The organism is Streptomyces sp. NPDC055239 (assembly GCF_053606205.1).
Window position 1 is genome coordinate 972907 of sequence record NZ_JBSGRD010000001.1, and the last position, 20320, is coordinate 993226.

Annotated in this window: 19 protein-coding genes; 11 read left to right on the forward strand and 8 right to left on the reverse strand. The window is 70.3% G+C overall.

Features of this window, described 5'->3' with window-relative positions:
* Positions 1–22 precede the first annotated feature (22 nt).
* Positions 23–1486, reverse strand: coding sequence for a xylulokinase (xylB, locus tag ACWFRJ_RS03960; RefSeq protein WP_453524594.1), 1464 nt, complete (start codon positions 1484–1486; stop codon positions 23–25).
* Positions 1487–1679: 193 nt separating this feature from the next.
* On the opposite strand from xylB, the gene xylA reads away from it, so the two are divergent.
* Together xylA and ACWFRJ_RS03970 are read left to right on the forward strand one after the other, a co-directional pair.
* Positions 1680–2846: a xylose isomerase gene (xylA, locus tag ACWFRJ_RS03965; protein ID WP_453524595.1), complete on the forward strand. Its 1167-nt coding sequence runs from the start codon at positions 1680–1682 to the stop codon at positions 2844–2846.
* A 222-nt stretch (positions 2847–3068) separates the two neighbouring features.
* Positions 3069–3410: a hypothetical protein gene (locus ACWFRJ_RS03970; RefSeq protein WP_453524596.1), complete on the forward strand. Its 342-nt coding sequence runs from the start codon at positions 3069–3071 to the stop codon at positions 3408–3410.
* An 81-nt stretch (positions 3411–3491) separates the two neighbouring features.
* Here the strand turns inward: ACWFRJ_RS03970 and ACWFRJ_RS03975 are convergent, their stop codons facing one another.
* From ACWFRJ_RS03975 to ACWFRJ_RS03985, 3 genes are all read right to left on the reverse strand, one after another.
* Positions 3492–4844, reverse strand: a complete 1353-nt coding sequence (locus ACWFRJ_RS03975; protein WP_453524597.1) for an esterase-like activity of phytase family protein — start codon at positions 4842–4844, stop codon at positions 3492–3494.
* 523 nt (positions 4845–5367) lie between these two features.
* On the reverse strand, positions 5368–6690 hold the full coding sequence (locus ACWFRJ_RS03980) for an SWIM zinc finger family protein (RefSeq protein WP_453524598.1): 1323 nt from the start codon (positions 6688–6690) through the stop codon (positions 5368–5370).
* Positions 6687–9554, reverse strand: coding sequence for a DEAD/DEAH box helicase (locus ACWFRJ_RS03985; protein ID WP_453524599.1), 2868 nt, complete (start codon positions 9552–9554; stop codon positions 6687–6689). Before ACWFRJ_RS03985 ends, ACWFRJ_RS03980 begins: the two co-directional genes overlap by 4 nt.
* A gap of 248 nt (positions 9555–9802) precedes the next feature.
* Here ACWFRJ_RS03985 and ACWFRJ_RS03990 point away from each other — a divergent pair, with 248 nt between their 5' ends.
* From ACWFRJ_RS03990 to ACWFRJ_RS04000, 3 genes are all read left to right on the forward strand, one after another.
* Positions 9803–10858: a fatty acid desaturase family protein gene (locus ACWFRJ_RS03990; RefSeq protein WP_453524600.1), complete on the forward strand. Its 1056-nt coding sequence runs from the start codon at positions 9803–9805 to the stop codon at positions 10856–10858.
* Positions 10859–11000: 142 nt separating this feature from the next.
* Complete coding sequence (locus ACWFRJ_RS03995) at positions 11001–11183, forward strand: hypothetical protein (protein ID WP_453524601.1); 183 nt, start codon at positions 11001–11003, stop codon at positions 11181–11183.
* Between the two features lie 431 nt (positions 11184–11614).
* A complete protein-coding gene (locus ACWFRJ_RS04000; protein WP_453524602.1) occupies positions 11615–11872 on the forward strand; it encodes a hypothetical protein in 258 nt (85 codons plus the stop codon).
* A gap of 22 nt (positions 11873–11894) precedes the next feature.
* Here the strand turns inward: ACWFRJ_RS04000 and ACWFRJ_RS04005 are convergent, their stop codons facing one another.
* On the reverse strand, positions 11895–12767 hold the full coding sequence (locus tag ACWFRJ_RS04005) for a hypothetical protein (RefSeq protein WP_453524603.1): 873 nt from the start codon (positions 12765–12767) through the stop codon (positions 11895–11897).
* A gap of 116 nt (positions 12768–12883) precedes the next feature.
* On the reverse strand, positions 12884–13162 hold the full coding sequence (locus ACWFRJ_RS04010; protein WP_453524604.1) for a hypothetical protein: 279 nt from the start codon (positions 13160–13162) through the stop codon (positions 12884–12886).
* Positions 13163–13262: 100 nt separating this feature from the next.
* On the opposite strand from ACWFRJ_RS04010, the gene ACWFRJ_RS04015 reads away from it, so the two are divergent.
* Positions 13263–14147 carry an oxygenase MpaB family protein gene (locus tag ACWFRJ_RS04015; RefSeq protein ID WP_453525061.1) on the forward strand — a complete coding sequence of 295 codons (885 nt, stop codon included), beginning with the start codon at positions 13263–13265 and terminating at the stop codon, positions 14145–14147.
* A 91-nt stretch (positions 14148–14238) separates the two neighbouring features.
* Here the strand turns inward: ACWFRJ_RS04015 and ACWFRJ_RS04020 are convergent, their stop codons facing one another.
* Positions 14239–14838, reverse strand: coding sequence for a class I SAM-dependent methyltransferase (locus tag ACWFRJ_RS04020; protein WP_453524605.1), 600 nt, complete (start codon positions 14836–14838; stop codon positions 14239–14241).
* Positions 14839–14990: 152 nt separating this feature from the next.
* Between ACWFRJ_RS04020 and ACWFRJ_RS04025 the strand changes: the two genes are divergently transcribed.
* From ACWFRJ_RS04025 to ACWFRJ_RS04045, 5 genes are all read left to right on the forward strand, one after another.
* Entirely contained in the window at positions 14991–15764 is a 774-nt protein-coding gene (locus ACWFRJ_RS04025; protein ID WP_453524606.1) for an MHYT domain-containing protein, read from the forward strand.
* 64 nt (positions 15765–15828) lie between these two features.
* Positions 15829–18384 carry a sensor histidine kinase gene (locus ACWFRJ_RS04030; protein WP_453524607.1) on the forward strand — a complete coding sequence of 852 codons (2556 nt, stop codon included), beginning with the start codon at positions 15829–15831 and terminating at the stop codon, positions 18382–18384.
* Complete coding sequence (locus tag ACWFRJ_RS04035; RefSeq protein WP_453524608.1) at positions 18381–18815, forward strand: roadblock/LC7 domain-containing protein; 435 nt, start codon at positions 18381–18383, stop codon at positions 18813–18815. Before ACWFRJ_RS04030 ends, ACWFRJ_RS04035 begins: the two co-directional genes overlap by 4 nt.
* A 19-nt stretch (positions 18816–18834) precedes the next feature.
* Positions 18835–19248, forward strand: coding sequence for a DUF742 domain-containing protein (locus tag ACWFRJ_RS04040; protein WP_453524609.1), 414 nt, complete (start codon positions 18835–18837; stop codon positions 19246–19248).
* Positions 19229–19834 carry a GTP-binding protein gene (locus ACWFRJ_RS04045; protein ID WP_453524610.1) on the forward strand — a complete coding sequence of 202 codons (606 nt, stop codon included), beginning with the start codon at positions 19229–19231 and terminating at the stop codon, positions 19832–19834. Before ACWFRJ_RS04040 ends, ACWFRJ_RS04045 begins: the two co-directional genes overlap by 20 nt.
* A 24-nt stretch (positions 19835–19858) precedes the next feature.
* On the opposite strand, the gene ACWFRJ_RS04050 is transcribed toward ACWFRJ_RS04045, so the two are convergent.
* Positions 19859–20287: a PPOX class F420-dependent oxidoreductase gene (locus tag ACWFRJ_RS04050; RefSeq protein WP_453524611.1), complete on the reverse strand. Its 429-nt coding sequence runs from the start codon at positions 20285–20287 to the stop codon at positions 19859–19861.
* Positions 20288–20320: the final 33 nt, after the last annotated feature.

Genomic DNA, 20320 nt, shown 5'->3' on the forward strand with positions numbered 1-20320 from the left:
GTCAGTCCCTGTTCTTCCGTCCTCATGGCCGTGCTTCTTCGCGGCCCGTGGCACCGAGCAGCGGCGCCGCGTCGGAGACTACCCCGGCGATCCGGGCGAGCGCCGACTCGTCGCGCTCCACAGGGGGCAGTACAGGCCCCTCGGCCGTACCCCAGCGGCGCGCGACAGCCGCCGGATCCTCGCCCGTGAGGAGGCCCGCGGCTTGTGCGGCGGCGCCGAGCGCGACCAGTTCTTTGGCCTCGGGCACCTGAACGGCCCGTCCGGACAGCCGCCGCACGGTGTCCTGCCAGGCGGTGCCCCGCGCCCCGCCGCCGATGAGCAGGAGCGGAGCCGAACGGTCCGCGTCCGCGTCCAGGACCAGATCGAGGGCGCCGAGCAGCGAGTGCACGGCTCCGTCGTAGGCCGCCTGCAGCACCTGGCCCGCAGTCGTGTCGTGCTGCAGCCCGTGCAGCAGCCCAGAGGCGTGCGGAAGGTCAGGGGTGCGCTCGCCGTCCAGATAGGGCAGCAGGGTGACCGCGCCGCCCGCCTCCACCGCCTCACGATCGAGGCTCAGGAGCGCGGCCACCCGGTCCACGGCTTGGGTGCAGTTGAGCGTGCAGGCCAGCGGCAGCCAGTCGCCGCGCGCGTCGGCGAACCCGGCCACCGTCCCCGTCGGGTCCGTTGGGCGCCTGCCGGAGACCGCGTAGACGGTGCCCGACGTTCCCAGGCTCAGCACCGGGGTGCCGGGGAGCAGCCCGAGCCCGAGTGCGGCCGCCGCGTTGTCGCCGGTGCCGGGCGCGACCAGCGTGCCCTTGGAGAACGGCAGCTCGCCGCTTCCGCGGACGGTGCCGGCGACTTCGCCGGGGCGGATCACGCGCGGCAGCAGTTCGGGGTCCAGGCCCACCAATCCCAGGATCTCCTCGTCGTACGCCTCCGTCCCTGACGCCCACCACCCCGTCCCGGAGGCGTCGCCCCGGTCGGTCGTGCCGCATCCCGTGAGGCGTTCGGTGAGGTAGTCGTGGGGGAGTCGCACGGCCGCGGTGGCACGGGCCGCCGCGGGCTCGTGCTCGCTCAGCCAGGCCCACTTGGTCACCGTGAAGGAGGGCCCCGGCACGCTGCCGACGCGCTCCGCCCACGCCTTCGGTCCCCCCAGGCGGTCCACCAACGAGCGGGCCTGCTCCGCCGAGCGCACGTCGTTCCACAGCAGCGCCGGTCGCACCGGCCTCGACTGCGCATCCAGTGTGACGAGCCCGTGCTGCTGACCGCCGACCGATACCGCGGCGGCCTCGCGCGCCGCGTCGCCGCACTGGTCGAGCGCCGAGCACAGGGCGTTCCACCACTCCTCGGGATCGCTCTCGCGGGCGGTGCCCGAGCTGACGCTGTGCGGGGCCTGACCGCTTGCCACCACCCTGCCCGTGGCGGCGTCGACGACCAGGACCTTGGTGGACTGCGTGGAGCTGTCCACGCCGACGACGAGGGGTCCGTCGGCTGCTGGCGCTGATGACATCGGGGGTCTCCGTTCCCGCGGTTCTTTCCGGGCACGCCCGGACTTCTTTCCGTCCGACCTTCCCAGGGATGCCTCTGGATACTAATTTGTTAAGTGCCATGACGAAATAGTCGTGGCAGCCGTACATGAACGGGCACGTCGTCGTGCCCGGGTCGGCCGCGCAGACGTGCACCAGTCATCCAGGGAGCCGCACATGACGTACCAGCCCACTCCTGAGGACAAGTTCACCTTCGGCCTGTGGACCGTCGGCTGGCAGGGAAGGGACCCGTTCGGCGACGCGACCAGGGCGGCCATCGACCCGGCCGACTCCGTGCGTCACCTGGCTGAACTGGGTGCCTACGGAGTGACCTTCCACGATGACGATCTGATCCCCTTCGGCGCCACGGACACCGAGCGCGAGTCGCACATCAAGCGCTTCCGGCAGGCGCTCGACGCAACGGGCCTCGTCGTGCCGATGGCGACCACGAACCTCTTCACCCACCCCGTCTTCAAGGACGGGGGGTTCACCGCCAACGACCGGGACGTGCGCCGCTACGCGCTGCGCAAGACGATCCGCAACATCGACCTCGCGGTGGAACTGGGCGCTCAGACCTATGTCGCGTGGGGCGGCAGGGAAGGTGCGGAGTCCGGTGCGGCGAAGGACGTGCGCGTCGCTCTCGACCGCATGAAGGAGGCATTCGACCTGCTCGGCGACTACGTCACGGAGCAGGGGCACGACCTGCGCTTCGCGATCGAGCCCAAGCCCAATGAGCCGCGCGGTGACATCCTGCTGCCCACTGTCGGGCACGCCCTCGCCTTCATCGAGCGCCTGGAGCGCTCCGAGCTGTTCGGCGTCAACCCCGAAGTGGGCCATGAGCAGATGGCCGGTCTCAACTTTCCGCACTCCATCGCCCAGGCCCTGTGGGCGGGCAAGCTCTTCCACATCGACCTCAACGGCCAGACCGGCATCAAGTACGACCAGGACCTGCGCTTCGGGGCTGGCGATCTGCGAAGCGCCTTCTGGCTGGTCGACCTCCTGGAGAGGGGCGGTTACGAGGGACCGCGGCACTTCGACTTCAAGCCGCCGCGTACGGAGGACTACGCCGGAGTGTGGGCGTCGGCGTCCGGCTGCATGCGCAACTACCTGATCCTTCGGGAGCGGTCGGCCGCGTTCCGCGCCGACCCGGAGGTCCAGGAGGCCCTGCGGGCATCCCGCCTGGACGAGCTGTCCCTGCCGACCGCCGAGGACGGCCTCTCCGGCCTGCTCGCCGACCGCAGCGCCTTCGAGGACTTCGACGTGACGGCCGCCGCGGACCGTGGCATGGCCTTCGAGCACCTCGACCAGCTGGCCATGGATCATCTTCTTGGGGCGCGGGGCTGACCGGAGGCTCTCACTCCGCAGGTAGCAAGTTCCGCACAAGGGTCGCATCTTGACCCTTTCGAGGCGACTCTTGACGGTATGGCCATGCCGCCCGTACCGCCGCAGCCTCCCCCTCCGCCGGGTGACACGCCGCCTCCGGGCGACGGTGGCTTCGGACCGCCCGGCGGAGGGTACGGACCGCCTCCGGGCGGCGGGGGATGGCCTCCTGCGGGAGGCGGCGGTGTGCCCCCTGGTGGTGGTGGTGGAGGCGGCTGGCCGCCTCAGCCGCCGTCCGGAGGGCCCGCCGGACGGCGGAGCGCGCTGTTCGCGCTGCTTGCCGTGATCATCGCGGTCGGAGCCGTCGTCGCGGTGTTCCTTGTGGTCACCAGCGGTGACGGCTCCGACGGCAAGAAGGGCCCCTCCGAGACAAGCAGGAGCTCAGGCGGCAAGCCCAGCCCGTCGCTGAGCATCCCGTCGGAGATTCCCTCGCAGTTGCCGACGCAGGTGCCGTCGAATCTGCCCAGCAACCTGCCATCGGGCCTCCCCAGCGATCTGCCGAGCGGCCTGGACTCCCTGATCCCGTGACGCCCGGACAGTGAAGTGCCCCCACTCTTTCACCGAGCCCGAGCCCGAGCCGCTGTGCTGGCGGGCGCCTCGGACGCGAGGTCAGATGGCCTTCGGCAGCCTCACGTACGTCACTTTCGTCTCCACATCGCTGTCCACGAGCCGGCCGTTCTTGTCGAACGCCTCCGCCCCGTCCGTCATACCGAAGTCGTTGTCGTTGATCAGCGCAAGGGTGTGACTGTTCACGCGGGCCACGCCTTCGATCTTGTCGGGCACACCGTCGATGCCGCCCAGATCGACCAGGAGGCGCTTCTTCAGAACGGGCACCCCCGAGGCCGCCGGATCGTCGAGCTGCTCCAAGGAGGGCTTCGTGGCGGCGTCGTCCCACCGCTTGCCGAGGATGTCGGCGCTGCGGTCCAACTTCACCGTCTGCAACCGCGCGGCCTTGTCGGTGCGCTCCTCTACGAGGAGGCGGTCACGGCCGACGGCCACTACGGAGGAGATCTTCAACTCGGAGGTGTCGTCCTCGCCCGGGTCGACGACCCCCACCGCGTCGAAGCGATACGCGTACTCGGCGGTGACCGCCTGCTTCTTGGGTGAGAAGCGCAGCAGCCGCGTCGTGCGCGACGCGTCACCCGCGTCCTCGTCCGGGAGGGACAGCGGGCTCTGCACCGCCATCACCAGATCTCCGCCCGGGAGTTGGGCGAGCCCTTCGAAGCCACGATTGCCCTTGCGGTGCAGCAGCACGCCCGGCAGCGCCTCGACGACCGGGTAGTCGGCGCCCGACAGCTTCAGCCCCTGGGGAACGTAGCGCTTGAGAACCTTCCCGCGCGCGGAGACATGGACGAGCGAGGGCCCGTACTCGTCGACCAGCCAGAAGCTGCCGTCGTGCGCCCGCACGATGCCCTCGGTGTCCAGACCGTTCGGGTCGTAGGGCAGGGCCGTCTTCGCGTCGTACGTGTACGGCGCCTCGTCGCGCCCCTTCTGGTTGGGCAGTCCGGTGACGGGCTTCCCGGACGAGGTCGTCAGCGGGAGCGCGTCGATGACCTTCACGGAGTCACCCGAGACGCGGACCTTGACGATCGCCGGGTCGAATCCGGGGACGGGGAAGGTGCGCCGCTTCTTGCCGTCCACCTTGATCTGGCCGTTGGGCCCCCGGTCCGTGACCGTCCAGAATTCGCCCTTGCGTCCCGCCGGGAAGATGTCGCTGCCGATGCCGCCGAGATCCACACCGCGGTCGTCGCTCACTGTTCCGGGCAACAGGGAGTTGCTGAACGTGCCCAGAGGGACGTCGCCCAGCGTCGCCGTCGAGATGATCCGCGGTGCCTTCTCATCGCCGCCGGTCTGGGCGCCCGTGGCGGTACCCGTCACCGCGATCGCGGCGAGCACGGCGAACGGCACGCCCGCGACAACGGAACGGCGGACGCGACGCTTACGGGCGGCGTGCGGGGACATGAGTGCCTCCTGAGGCGCAAGTGTTCGGTTCGGTGACAAGGGTCAGACTTCGCCGTCGCCGCGAACACAGGGAGGCAGGAAGGTGAACGCGAGGGGGCATGCTGACGGCGCCTCCCGCGAGGGGCAGGAGGCGCCGCCGTCACCCGCAGGTCGGTCAGCGGTGGTTGGGCACCTGGCCCTCCTCGTCCCTTCGTCTGGATCGCGCTGACGTACTGAATCAGTCCCGGACGGCCCTGCGGGACGGGGGAGTCCAGTCGCGGTCGGTACTCCCTGAACCGGTGTGATCCACACTCCCGGATGTCATGCCCGCGCTCAATCGCTGGTCAGGGGGAGTGCACGCGCTCGTGTTCCCGGCGCGTGTGTCAGCGGCGTCGATGCGCCGGTGGCAGCCGCGTGCTTTCCGGAGATGGAGTGTGCTTCGGGGGGCGCGAATGTTTCCATACGGCCGCCGTCGTGATCGGGTCGCGCCTTCGGTCTGGTCCGGTGCAGGCGTATGGGGAAGCCCGCACCAGACCTGCCTGCCCTATTCGCCGCCTGTCGCCAAGGCCAGTGCCGTCGCGGGGTCATGGGCCGCGGGGCCCGCCGGGGTCCAGCGGCCGCGCTCCTTGCGATAGGGCCACCAGCGGCCGTCGGTCCCGTGTCGCAGCTGGGCGTCGCTCCCGACCACGGTCCAGCGATTGCGGGCCGCGCGCAGCCGCGGCCGCTCGTCGTCGTCCCAGGCAGCCTCCAGCGCCGCACGCGCGCGTGCCAGTGCCTCTGCCTCAGGCGTCCACTCCTCTTCCAGGACGGACAGCGCGGCCGGACCCCCGTACCCCCAGGCCCGCACGGCCATCGCGAGCCCGTCCCTGCCGCGGCCGGCGGCGGTCGACAGGCGCGCGGCCACCGCTGTCGCGGGAGCCGCGGCGGCCAGGCGCACGGCATCCTCGTCCGGCGTCAGTTCCTGCTCGACCGGCTGCCGTTCGTGCCCGGGGGAGAGCGCCTCGGCCAGCATCCGGTGCGCCTCCACGGCCGCCCGCGCCGCCAGGAACTCCAGTGCTGCCACATCGAGACCGGGCGCGGGATCCGCCTCCGTGTCGAGGGAGGGCGGCAGGCCCGGCTCTGGCGGCAGCGGAGGGAGGTCGGGCAGTGGGGGCAGGATGGCTCCCTCCGCGTACGCCTCGTCGGCGCTCACGCCCTCCTGGGCCTCTTCCTGCTCCTCCGCAGCGGTCTCCTCGGCCTCGGCTTCCGCCACGCTGCGTACTTGCAGCTCGTCAAGGAGCTCGCGCTCGGCACGGCCACGCATGAGGAACAGCACGAACGGATCCTGGTCGAGCAGCCGGGCCACCTGGTAGCAGAGCGCGGCAGTATGCCCACAATGGTCCCAGGCGTCACAGTCGCACTGCGGCTCCAGGTCGCCGATGCCGGGCAGCAGTTCGACACCCGCTGCCGCCGCGTCCTCCACCAGGTGCGGCGGCATCTCGCGGTCGAGCAGCGCCGCGATGTGCCCGGCCCGCTCGACGGCCATGCCCAGAAAGCGGTCCCACTCGTCCTCGCTGAGCCGCTGCAGCAGTACGTCGGAGCGGCGCGGGGTGCCGTCACGGTCGTGGACGACGGCGGTGATCCGACCGGGGCGCACCGAGACCGCGCCCACGGCTCCCGAGCGCGCGAGCCTGCGGCCGGTCTTCAACTGCGCGAGGTCAAGTGCCGTGTCCTCGAGCGCCTTCAGCCAGGCCTGGCCCCACCAGCTCTGCGCGAACCCCCGCCCGTGCGTGGCCGGAAGGGCGGCGAAGGTGCGCTCGTGCCCGTCCTCCCCATGGCGGCCGTCCGCGTGTGTGTCGCCGTTCGACTCGTCGTACATGTCGCTCATCGCGTCCCCCCTCGCAGCTCCACCAGATCCGACAGTTCGGCGTCGGTGAGTTCCGTCAGCGCCGCCTCGCCGGAACCGAGGACCGAGTCCGCCAACTCCCGCTTGCGCAGCAGCATCTCGGCGATGCGGTCCTCGATCGTCCCCTCCGCGATCAGCCGGTGCACCTGCACCGGCTGCGTCTGCCCGATGCGGTATGCCCGGTCGGTGGCCTGCGCCTCGACGGCGGGGTTCCACCAGCGGTCGTAGTGCACGACGTGCTCGGCCCGCGTCAGATTCAGCCCGGTGCCCGCGGCCTTCAACGACAACAGGAAGACGGGGACTTCGCCGTCCTGGAAGCGTTCGACCATCGCCTCGCGCGCCGCGATGGGCGTACCGCCGTGCAGGAACTGGGACGGAGTGCCACGCGCTGCCAGGTGCTGCTCGATGATGCGCGCCATCTGGACGTACTGCGTGAAGATGAGCACGCTCGCGTCTTCGGAGAGGATCGTGTCGAGCAGTTCGTCGAGGAGCTCCAGCTTTCCGGAACGTCCCTCGATCCGCGGCTTGTCCTCCTTGAGGTACTGCGCGGGATGGTTGCAGATCTGCTTGAGGCCGGTGAGCAGCTTGACGATCAGACCGCGGCGGGAGAAGCCGTCTGCGCCGGAGATCTCCGCGAGGGTCTCGCGCACCACTGCTTCGTAGAGGCCCGTCTGCTCCGTGGTGAGGGACACCGCCCGGTCCGTCTCCGTCTTGGGCGGCAGTTCGGGTGCGATGCCCGGATCGGACTTGCGCCTGCGCAGCAGGAAGGGGCGTACGAGCTGGCCGAGCCGCTCGGCGGCTGCCGGGTCCTTGCCGCCTTCGACGGCCTGCGCGTAGCGGGTGCGGAAGGTGCCGAGCTTGCCGAGGAGGCCAGGTGTCGTCCAGTCGAGGATGGCCCACAGCTCGGAGAGATTGTTCTCCACCGGGGTGCCGGTGAGCGCCACGCGCGCGCGTGCGCCGATGGTGCGCAGCTGTTTGGCGGTTGCCGAGTAGGGGTTCTTGACGTGCTGGGCCTCGTCGGCGACGACCATGCCCCACGGAGTGTGCGCCAGGCTGTCCGCGTCGAGTCGCATCGTGCCGTACGTGGTGAGCACGAACTCGCCGTCGGCGAGGTCCTCAAGGCTGCGCTGGGCACCGTGGAAGCGGCGCACGGGGGTGCCGGGGGCGAACTTCTCGATCTCGCGCTGCCAGTTGCCCATGAGGGACGTGGGGCAGACGACGAGGGTGGGTCCTGCGGACTCACTGTCCAGTTGCCGGTGCAGATGCAGGGAGATGAGCGTGATCGTCTTGCCGAGGCCCATGTCGTCCGCGAGACAGCCGCCCAGGCCCAGAGAGGTCATCAGGGCCAGCCAGTTCAGGCCCCGCAACTGGTAGTCGCGCAGGTCGGCGGCGAGTGTTTCGGGCTGGCCCACGGGTTCCATGCCCTCGGGGTCGGCGAGGCGTTCGCGCAGTGTGGCCAGCCAGCCCGTGGGCTGGACGTCCACGCGGCGACCCGCCACTTCGGTGGTACCCGTCAGAACGGCGCTCAGGGCGTCGATCGGCGTGACCTTGTGGTCCTGGTGTGCGCGAGCGCGCCGGGCCTCTTCGGGGTCGATGAGCACCCATTGGTCGCGCAGGCGAACCACGGGACGGTTGGCTTCGGCGAGGAGATCGAGCTCCTCGCGTGACAGCTGCTGACCGCCCAGCGCGAACCGCCAGTTGAAGGCGAGCAACGCGTCGGCGGAGAGGTGCGACGGCGTGTCCGACGACGGCTTGTCGGGGTCCTTAGTGTCGTCGTCGGGCGGGCCGATGACCGCACGGGCGGTCAGGTTGCGCGCCAACTCCTTGGGCCAGTGCACCTCGACCCCCGCGGTGGCGAGCATGCGAGATCCCTCGCCCAGGAGCGAGGTGACCTCTTCGTCGGCCAGCTCGACCGCATCCGGGACGGTGGCCGAGAGCAGCGGGGCGAGCGGCGGCCACGCGCGCGTGGCGCGACGCAGCGCGAGCAGGGCGTCCATCCGTGACCGCGGCCCGAAGGCCTGCCCCGAGGCGCCGGAGCCCGCCCAGACCTCGGCCGCGTCCGCGACGAGCGAGGGGTCACTGACGCTGTGCATCTGCAGTACGGCGCGGAACGGCAGCCGGTTCCCGTCGGGAGTGTCCGACACCAGGCCGGGCACTTCGACGCGCAGCGAGATCCGTACGCCTGCGTCGTGCCCGGCGGCGACATCAGTGGCCCAGGGGCGCTGCTCGGGGATGCGCTGCGGCTGCGGAGAGGCGAAGGGCGAAGCGCCCGCGGCGAGTGTCGCGGCGGGGGTACGAGGCAGCGTGTCGGCCACCGCGTCCAGGAACTGGCGCAACAGCCGCTCGGTTTCGGGCAGCCGCAGTGGTTCGGAGTCGTCCAGCGGGAGGGCGTGCGCGGCGGGCGGCATCGCGGCGGCGAGGTCGCGCAGACGACGAAGGTTGTCTTCGCCCAGCGGACCCGAGCGCCACGCATCGTGATCATTCGGCGTAAGTCCGGGCAGCAGCAGCCCGCGTGCGGCGAGTTGTAGCGCGAGCACGCCTGCCGTGCCCCAGAACGCGGCCGTCGGATGAGCACCTGTCGCGGCACGCGCGCGTGTCAGGACCGGGAGCGCCGCGCGCACCGGGAGCACCGTCGCGGAGATGTCGCTCAGCTGTGCTCCGTCGTCGCCGGGCACGGCGATGGTCAGCTCTTCGGGGGCGCCCGCGGAGCAGGCGGGCGGCGCGTCCCCGTCGGGCCGCCAGAAGGCGACCCGACTGGTGCGTGCCGGGTCGGCGGATACGAACAGCACAGAACAGCGGGACAGTTCAGAGATCTCGGAAGGTGACGCGGCAGGGGGCCTGGGCACGGCGATGGCGCATTCCTCAAACTTGACTACTGGGCCTGGGTCGGCCGAGAGTACAGCACGTTACGGCTAAGGCGTGAGCGGTGGCGCAGTGATCCCCGTCACGCCATCTCGGGGGTGTACTTAACCCCCCTTACCGACGGTGCTGGCCCCCGCCGGAAGACGGGTGAAGGCGCCATGGTTGCCCCAGGTCACGGGCTCATACGTTGTGTCACGTCAGCCCGATCCAGTCAGAGACCGGAGACCTCACCATGTCCCAGGCCGCCGCAGCAGTCGCGGAGCGTTCCCCAGGCACCACCACGAGGCAGCCCGCCGGGAGCGATTTCGCGCCTCTCCTGCGCACCGTCAAGGAGCAGGGGCTCCTGGGGCGCCGCACCGGCTGGTACGCGCGCACCATCGTGGTCAACGCCCTGGCGCTGGCCGCCGTGGTGACGGGCATGTTCCTCATCGGCGGCTCCTGGTGGGTGCTGCTCCTGGCGCCCGTACTGGCCGCACTGTGTGCCCGCACGGCGTTCATAGGCCATGACGCCGGGCACTCCCAGATCACCGGGGACCGCCGCGTGAGCCACGCCATCGGCCTCATCCACGGCAATCTCCTCCTCGGCATGAGCTCGGCCTGGTGGAACGACAAGCACAACCGCCACCACGCCAACCCCAACCACATCGACAAGGACCCCGACGTCGCCGCCGACGTCCTCGTCTGGACCAGCAAGCAGGCCAAGGTCCGTGTGGGCTTCCGGCGCTGGCTCACCCGCAACCAGGCCTGGCTGTTCTTCCCGCTGACGCTGCTCCAGGGCATCGCCATGAAGATCTACGGCTTCCAGGACCTGCGCCGACAGTCCCCGCGCGAACGCGTCCTTGAGGGCCTTCTCCTGGTGGCCCACCTCGTCGGATACGTGACGCTCCTGCTCACCACCATGCCGGTGGGCCACGCCCTTGCCTTCGCCGCCATCCACCAGGCTCTCTTCGGACTGCACCTCGGCCTTGCCTTCGCGCCCAACCACAAGGGCATGGAGATGCCCGACCCCGACGGCGAGCGCTGGGGTCACCTCAGCCGCCAGGTCCTCACCTCGCGCAACATCCGCGGCAGCGTACTGACCGACTGGTTCCTGGGCGGACTCAACTACCAGATCGAGCACCACCTGTTCCCGAGCATGCCCCGCCCCAGCCTGCGACGCGCCCAGCCCTTGGTCCGTGCCCACTGCGCCGAGCTGGGCATGCCGTACACGGAGGCCGGATTCATCGACTCCTACCGACAGGTGCTGCGCCACATGTACGAGGTCGGCGAGCCCCTGCGGGTCGAGTAACAGGGCCGACACGAGGTGCGGCTCAGGGTTGCGTCAGGGTCGCTCCTCAGGGATCAATCAGGGGAGCAGACTGGAACTGTGTGCGGCCCGAGCCCGTTTCTCAAGACAGAGAGCGGCAACAGCCGCGAAGGAGGCGACACACATGTCTAAGAACGCGAAGATCGCCGCAGGAGGTGTGGCGGCCGGCATCATTCTGTTGATCTGGCTGCCATGGTGGGCCGCCCTCCTGATCGTGCTCGGGGTACCGGCCGCGGCCTATCTGACCCTCGACCCCGCACAGCGGCGCAGGCTGCGCCGCGTCTCCCGCAAGGAGCTCGGCCGCTGAGCCGCCACCCCGGACGGCGCTCTGCACCGGTGAGCGGACGCTCGATGAACTGGGGCTGACGGCTGCTCCGCTCGCGGTCCTGCCCGGGGCGGCTCCGCGAGCGGAAATCCCATCGCGCCCCTGCAGCCCGGCGGTGACGATGACGCACATGACTTCCCGAAAGGAGGCCCAGCGATCCCTCGGTGATCGTTGATGGCCGCATACGAGGCGTCGCGGCCGCCGTCCTCCCAGCCTCAGCCCACTCCCGCGCCACTGACATCGGCCTGGCTGAAGGCCTACTTCGACCCACGGCCCTTCCCCCCACGCGAGCGTGGGGGGCCCGTGCGCGAATCCATGGGGGAGGCCTACGCCGACCTTCTGGCACGTCTGGTGAGGGAAGGCGACGAGGAAACCGTCGTCGCCGACGTCACCTCTCGGGCGTCGGTGAAGCCTTGCGCGTCCGGCGCGGCTCTTCCCAGACAACCCTCATCGCTGACGCCCTGGCCCTGTCGATGCATGCAGTGGGCCTGTGCACCCATGCGGCAGCCTTGACATGGGACACGTCGTTGGCCGCAGTGCGCCACGGCGAACACCACGCGGCGCGCTTAAAACGGCTCCTCGACCTCGTCGAGGAACGCCCCGAACGGCTGCCAGCAGACCATGACACGGCGATGGCCGCGTTTCTGCTCGAACCCGCGCAGAACCACTGACGGGGGCGCCGGAACAGAGGGGTCAGGTGGGGCGTACGGCCATCTTGTCGAGCGCGTCCAGGAGCCAGGGGAGTTCGGGCCCGCGGCCCACCGGCAGCACCTCTCCCGGTTCTTCGTCGAGGAGCACGAACGCGATGTCGTCGGTCCTGGCGACCATGGACCAGCCAGGGCCGTCGGCACGCAGGGTGCGGGCCTCTCCGGAGGCGAACGAGGATCGCACGCGGCCCAAGGGCGGCGGCGTACTCACGTACGCCCGTGCTTCCGCCAGGACACGGCGTACGCCGGTGAGCTGCCCCTGATCGACCTCGGCGTCGGTGTCACTGCTCTCCGGGCGAGCGTCCTCGCCCTCCTGAGCAGCGCCTTCCTCTTGAGCCGCGCCGTCATCGGCACCGTCGCTCAAGAAGTCGACGTCGTCGATCTGCTCGCGCCACACCGCCCACTGGAGCGCGATCTCGTCGGCGCCGAGCCTTCGCTGAGCCGGTCCCCACGAGTCGGACTGAGGAGGTGAGAGCGGCTTCTCGTCCGCGTCCTCGGGGTCGTGAGGCGGGGGCACATTGGGTGCCGCGACGGCCACCGCAAGCGGCCAGCCGGGCAGCCCGGCGACCACCGTACGCTCGTCGGGCGACAGGTCGTACTCCATGCCGCAGTCCCAGGAAGCGATCGCGACGGCCACGAGTGACACGTCGTCGACGACGACGGTCCACCGGGCGCCCGCACCGTCCTGACCGAGCACGAGACCGTACCCGTCGGCGAGCGGCGCGATCCCCAGAGCCGCGCACGCCTCCGGATAGTCGTCGCCGAGCACACTCGGGAACTTCGCGGGCGTCAGCAGCACCGCGGTCAGCACGTACAGCGCGTCGTCCTCGGCGGCGACAGCGTCGTCCGTTCCGGCCATGCCAGCCTCCCCATCGCTTCATCTGTCGGCGCACCCTAACCACAGGTCCGGTTGATCGTCGAGGGGTACATGACCAGGAAACTCTCCCGTACGCACGCGGAACTCGCGCACGGACGTCAGGCGGCCGGCAGGCCGAGGAGCGTACGCGCCACGTCCGTCGGCGACTCGTCGCGCTCCCTGGCGAGGGCGATGACCGCTCGACAGGCGAGCTCGCTGACGCCGAAGGACAAGGCCTCCGGCGAGACCCAGTCCGTGGCTTCGTCTATGCGGTCCTGGTCGTCCTCGGCGCACGCGGCCACGTATGCGGCGGCCGCCTCGAAGAGGTTGTGCGGGCGCTGCCGCTTGCTGCGAACAGCGTCGTCCGAGCGCCAGAGCTTGCGGAGCTTGTCGAACATGTGGGCCACCTTCCCCCGGTTCTGTTTACCGCTGATGACCACTCATCTGCCTTACTCCAAAGTAGAGTTGGAGCCCCGACGACAGAAGGGGGACCGGGTGGTGAAGCGCTATGACCGGCTCAAGGAGATTCGGCGTCTCGACCCGGAGAAGGACGCCCTGACGATCTACCGGTTCAGCGCGACGTACGAGTTCCCTTGGGACTACACCCGAGCTCTTGAGCTGGCGCTCTACCGCACATATGCCGTGCCCAGCATCGGTCGGCTCCTCGCCGAGACGGCGGAACTGACGGACCGTACGCAGAAGCGGTACGACGACACGGCCCTGCTCCTCGACACCGTCGTGGAGCACGGTTTCGGCACGGACGAAGGCCGCACGGCGATTCGCCGGATCAACCAGATGCACCGCAGCTACGACATCAGTAATGAAGACATGCGCTACGTGCTGTGCACGTTCGTGGTGGTGCCCAAGCGCTGGATCGACGTTTACGGATGGCGCAGGTTGTCACGCCACGAGACGACCGCGACCGCCGTCCACTACCGGACCTTGGGGCGGCGCATGGGGATCCAGGACATCCCGGACTCCTACGTAGCCTTCGAGGAGTGTCTCGACGCCTACGAAGAAGCCCACTTCGCGTGGGACGAGAGCGCGCGCAAGGTGTCCGAAGCGACCCTCGATCTCATGGCCTCCTGGTATCCCCGCCCTCTGGCGCCCTTGTTGCGTGCCTCGACCCTCGCCCTGCTCGACGAGCCTCTTCTGCACGCGTTCCACTACGAACCGCCGGGCGCCGCCACCCGCACGCTGGTCAGGCGCGCGGTGCGGTTGCGCGGCCGTGCCGTGCGCCTGATGCCGCCCCGTACCGCACCGCACTACGCCCGGCAGAACCGGGAGATCAAGGGCTACCCGAGGGGGTATCGGGTCGGCGAGCTCGGTACGTTCCCGGTGCCCGGCGTCCGGGGCTGCCCGGTGGCGCACACGGACGAGTAGGCGGACGCAGCTTCTGCCACTCCCTGGAGGAACACGCTGACGCCCTGGAGACGCCGACAGCCGTCGTCTCCTGCCCGCAGCCCGGACCGGCCTAGTCCTGTCGTACGGCCAGAGCGAGGAACCGCGTGTCCTCGTCGACGTACGAGGTCAGCCGCCAGCCGGAACCGGCGAGCAGCGGACGGAGATTCCCCTCGGCCCGCAGATCGTCCGTGGTGATCCGGCGGCCCTGCCGCGCCGCGAGCGCCGCCCGGCCGATGGGGTGGAAGAGGGCGAGGGCCCCGCCGGGCCGCACCACGCGCCTCAACTCCCGCAGGTTCTCCGCCGGATCCGGCAGATGGGAGATCAGGCCCGCGCCGAACACGGCATCGAGTGACGCGTCGCGCAACGGGAGCCGGGTCACGTCCGCGAGCAGGAGCTGTCCCTCACGGTGCCTGCCCGCTCGTGTGGCGGCCTCGAGCATGGCGGGAGTCAGATCGACCCCGAGTACGGACCCGGAGGGCCCTACGGCCTCCCTGAGGGCCGGTAGTGCCCGGCCGGTGCCGCACCCGGCATCGAGGACGCGACCGCCGGGGCGAAGGCCGAGCTCGGCCGCGGCGGCTCGATAGGCGGGACCGTCGTCGGGGAACCGGGTGTCCCAGTCGGCCGCTCGGGCGGTGAAGAAGTCACGGACACGCGTGTGGTCGTCGCTCATGTGGCCATGATTACTCAATGACGCGCATGCGCGTTTGGGGGCACACGTTCGAGCGTGCTGCGATCGTTCAGGATCCTCTCTCAGTCATATTCCAACACCTTTCGAACTGCGCCCCCGTTGTGCGCCCCTGCCCGGACTAGCGTCCCGGAGCCATGGGACACCTGGACCACGCCACCTTCGGCTGGCTGACCCCCGTGCTGTCGTACGCGATGGCCTGTATCGGCGCCGCTCTCGGGCTGCGCTGTACCGTCCGTGCGCTCGGCGCCACGGGCGCCTCGCGCCGCAACTGGCTCATCACGGCGGCCTCAGCCATCGGTACGGGCATCTGGACGATGCACTTCGTGGCCATGCTCGGCTTCGGCGTCACCGGCACCGAGATCCGCTACGACGTGCCCCTGACGATCTTGAGTCTGATCGTCGCGATGGCCGTCGTAGGAGTCGGCGTCTTCTCCGTCGGCTACGGCCGTGACCGCGGGCGTGCGCTCGCGCTCGGCGGGCTCACCACCGGGCTCGGCGTCGCGAGCATGCACTACCTGGGCATGGCCGCGCTGCGACTGAACGGCGACGTGCGCTATGACCCGGTACTGGTCGGCCTCTCCGTAGTCATCGCCGTCGTCGCCGCGACCGCGGCCCTGTGGGCGGCGCTCAACATCAATTCCCCTCTTGCGGTCGCCGTCGCGTCGCTTGTCATGGGCGGGGCAGTGAGCAGCATGCACTACACCGGGATGCTGGCCGTGAGCGTGCGGATCACGGAGTCGGGCGCCGCGCTGCCCGGGGCCACGACGATGCAGTTCGTCTTCCCCCTCGCGGTCGGCCTTGGGTCGTACCTCTTCCTGACCTCGGCATTTGTCGCGCTGTCCCCGACCTCGGGGGAGCGTGAAGCCTCCGTGGCCGCCCAGCGACCGGTGGAGGGAGCCGCCCGGTAGCGGCGCACCAGGACGCTCACGGTCGGGCGGACACACGCCTCGAAACCTTCCGAACGAGGAGGCCATGCGCACACCCCGTAGGACCCCCGACCCGGCCGACGGCACATCGCCGCCGCAGTCCGGGGACCCGGCACGTGGTCGCCGCGCACACGCGGGAGCGCCCGCCGACGAACGGCCCGAAGTGGAAGCCCCCTCGGAGCCCGGGCCGCTGACGACCCCCGCGCCCCGGGGGTCGTGGTGGCCGCGCCCTCGTACCGTACGAGCCAAGATCCTGTGCCTGCTCATGGTGCCGGTCATCTCCCTGCTCGCCTTGTGGGGATACGCCACGGTCACCACGGCTCAGGACGTGGCGCGCCTACGACAACTGCAGCGCGTCGACGCCGAGGTGCGCGGCCCGGTCGACACTGCCATCGCCGCGTTGCAGGCCGAGCGAGTGGCAGCCGTGAGCTACGCGACCGAGCCCACGCCGGAGCGTGGCAGCGAACTCAAGAGGCAGGCGGAAGGTACGGATCGCGCTGTGGCGAAGCTGCGTCGTGGCGGGGGACGGACGATCGCCGATGGCGGCGATCTGCCCACCGGCGTGGCGTCCAGGCTCGCGACGTTCGTCTCCGCGGCCGATGACCTGAGCACGTTGCGGACCGACGTGCTCGACCACCGCACGGCCTGGGACGCGACCTACGGCCAGTACACGAGGACCATCTCGGCAGCCTTCGGAGTCGGCGGCGCGCTCACCGGCATCCAGGAGGCCGAACTCGGCTCCGACGCGCGCGTGCTGCTCGAATTCGCCAGGGCCTCCGAGATGCTGGCGCGCGAGGACGCCGTCCTGTCCAGCGCGCGACTCGACGGGTCTCTGGACGGGGAGCGGCTGCGGCAGTTCACCGGAGCCGTCGACACCCGGCGGACCTTGACCGAGGCGGCGGTGGCGGATCTGCACGGACCCGAACGAGCAGCCTGGCAGAACCTCGTGGAGGGGAGCGCGTACGCCGACGTGCGCGCGGTCGAGGACAAGGTGATCGTCGCACCCCCGGGCAGGCAAGCCGCCGCCGCGGCACCGGCCGCCACATGGGACAGCGCTCATGGAGTCGTACAGGACGAGCTCCGCGTGATCGACGTGGGCGCGAGTCGCAGCGCCGCCGATCGGGCCGATCCGCTCACCCGCGGGTTGCTCACTCCGGCAGGCGCCGCCGTGCTCCTCGGACTCGTGGCGGTAGTCGCCTCACTGGTCATCTCCGTACGCATCGGGCGGGGCCTGGTCGTCGAGCTGGTGAGCCTGCGCAACGGCGCACTCGAGATCGCCCGGCACAAACTTCCCCACGCCATGCGGAGGTTGCGCGCCGGGGAGGAGATCGACATTCACGCCGAAGCGCCACCCGGCCCTCCCGCGGAGGACGAGACGGGGCAGGTCTACGAAGCGCTCGGCACCGTGCACCGGGCGGCCCTGCACGCCGCCATCGAGCGCGCCGAACTCGCCGGCGGCATCTCGGGCGTCTTCGTCAACCTCGCCCGCAGGAGCCAGGTCCTCGTCCACCGCCAGCTCAACCTCCTCGACCGCATGGAGCGCAGGTCGGACGACCCGAACGAACTCAGCGACCTCTTCCGGCTCGACCACCTCACCACCCGGATGAGGCGGCACGCCGAGAGTCTGATCATCCTCTCCGGAGCCGCGCCGGGGCGCGCCTGGCGCACGCCTGTCGCTCTGACGAACGTCGTCCGCGCAGCCGTCTCCGAAGTCGAGGACTACGCGCGCGTGGAGCTACGACAGCTCCCCGCGGCCGCGGTCGTCGGCACGGCCGTTGCCGACCTCATCCACCTCCTGGCCGAACTCGTCGAGAACGCCGCCCAGTTCTCGCCGCCCCACACCAAAGTCCGGGTCAACGGCGAGCCGGTCGGTAACGGCTACGCCCTGGAGATCGAGGACCGCGGCCTCGGCATGGGCGCAGAGGCCCTGGCTGAAGCCAACCGCCGTATCGAGCAGTCCGAAGCGCTCGACCTGTTCGACAGCGACCAACTGGGGCTCTTCGTGGTCAGCAGGCTCGCCGCGCGACACGGGGTCAAAGTGCACCTCCGTACGTCCCCCTACGGCGGTACCACCGCGGTCGTCCTCCTGCCCACCGCACTGCTGCAGAGCATCACACCGGAGAGTCCCGGAGCCCACACCATGGAACGTGACCGCGAACAGAACGGGCACGCGCGCGTGCCCGAAGCCGCATCGATGAACGGCAACTCCGTTCCCGCCCCGGCCGCCCGCCCCGCACTGGGAGCTTCGACGGAAGCCCCGGAGACGACACCACCGGGCGTCACTACACTCCGCCTTCGCAAGCCCCCGGACCCGGAACCTGACAGCGTCCCGGAGCCGGAGCCTTCGGAAGACCTCCCTCGCCGCGTGCGCCAGGCCAGCCTGGCCCCCCAACTGCGCGAACGGCGCCCCGATGACGCGGCTGGGTCCGTGAGCGCCCGCGAAGCGACCGAACGCAACCCCGACGAGGTACGGGATCGCATGACCGCCTACCGCGACGGCTGGGCCCGCGGCGGCGGTCGCCGACCGGGCATCGTCGGTGCGGTTCCCGACACTCCAAGGCCCGCACCGGCCAGTGACAGCACCGAAGGAGACTCCGCATGATCCAGGATCAGAGCATCACCGCCGGCCGGTCCGGCGAACTCGACTGGCTGCTGGACGACTTGGTACTGCGCGTCGGCGAGGTACGGCACGCCGTGGTGCTGTCCAACGACGGGCTCGCCGTCGGCGCCTCGACCGCCCTCACTCGTGAGGACGCCGAACATCTCGCCGCGGTCGCCTCCGGCTTCCACAGCCTCGCCAAGGGCGCGGGCCGCCACTTCGGGGCCGGCGGAGTGCGCCAGACCATGGTCGAGATGGACGACGGCTTCCTGTTCGTGGCGGCGGCGGGCGACGGCTCGTGTCTCGCCGTACTCAGCTCCGTGACGGCCGACATCGGCTTGGTCGCCTACGAGATGGCACGCCTGGTCAAGCGGGTGGGCGAGCACCTCCACACGCCATCGCGCTTCGGTTCCCAGCCACCGGCCGCCGGATGACACAGGGCGGTCGACGCAGATGACCGAGGACAGGAGCGGCGTCCCGCACGACGTGGGCAGCCAGTGGTACGACAACGAGGCCGGACCGCTGGTCCGTCCCTACGCGATGACCGGCGGGCGGACCCAACCGGGACCCAGCGGAGTGCGCTTCGATCTGATCGCACTCGTCACGCTGGACGAGAACGCGCCGGGCGCCGGGGACGACACCGCGCTCGGACCGGAACACCGGTCGCTCATCGAACTGTGCCGCACCGAGACCCAGTCGGTCGCCGAGCTGGCGGCCGATGCCGATCTGCCCGTGGGAGTGGTCAGGGTGCTGCTCGGCGACCTGCTGGAAATGGGCTGCGTGAAGGTGAGCCGACCCGTGCCGCCCGCGCAGCTACCCGACGAGAAGATCCTGCGAGAGGTGATCGATGGGCTCCGAGCGCTCTGACGCCGACGATGACGACACGACTGCCATGGCGTTGAAGATTCTGGTCGCGGGCGGCTTCGGGGTGGGCAAGACCACGCTTGTCGGCGCGGTCAGCGAGATCCGCCCGCTGCGCACAGAGGAACTGCTCAGCCAGGCGGGCCAGTTGGTCGACGACACCGGTGGAGTCGACCGCAAGACCACGACGACCGTCGCCATGGACTTCGGCCGCATCACCATCAGGTCGGGCCTGTCGCTGTACCTCTTCGGTACGCCGGGGCAGGACCGTTTCTGGTTCCTGTGGGACGAGCTGTCCCAGGGCGCGCTCGGTGCCGTCGTCCTCGCGGACACACGGCGGCTCGAGGACTGCTTCCCCGCCGTCGACTACTTCGAGCATCGGCACATCCCTTTCGTGGTGGCCGTGAACTGCTTCGCGACCGCGCGTACGTACGGTGCGCACGAAGTGTCACGGGCCCTGGACCTCGACCGCGGCACCCCCGTGGTGCTGTGCGACGCGCGGGACCGCGATTCGGGAAAGGAGGTGCTGATACGTCTTGTCGAGTACGCCGGGCGGATGCATACCGCCCGGCTGCTCGACACGGTGGGCTGAGGCGTCACACGGTGGACCGGAGCATCAGTCGGATACGGCGGCGAGAGCGACCACCTTGTCGATCCTGACGCGCACGAGGAGTTCACCGGGCACGCCGTTGCGCTCGCCGAACTCCTCGGCGCGCCCTTCACCCATGTAGCGGGCTCCGAGCCGGGCCGCCCAGTGCCTTACCTCGTCGGGATCGTCGCTCAGTCGGGCCTGCCCCTGCAGTACCACGAACGCGAACGGAGGGTTGTCGTCGTCCACACACAGTGCGACACGCCCGTCCCGCGCCAGATTCCGCCCCTTGACGGTCTCGGCTCCGGTGTTGAACACCAGCTCGTCCCCGTCCAAGAGGAACCAGATCGGTGCGATATGTGGGCTTCCGTCCGCCCGGACGGTCGACAGCTTGCCGGTGCGGGTGCCCTGCGAGACGAAAGCCCGCCACTGGTCATCGGTCATCTTCTGTGCCATGTCCTCATCATGCTTGCCGGGGCGCCGATGGTG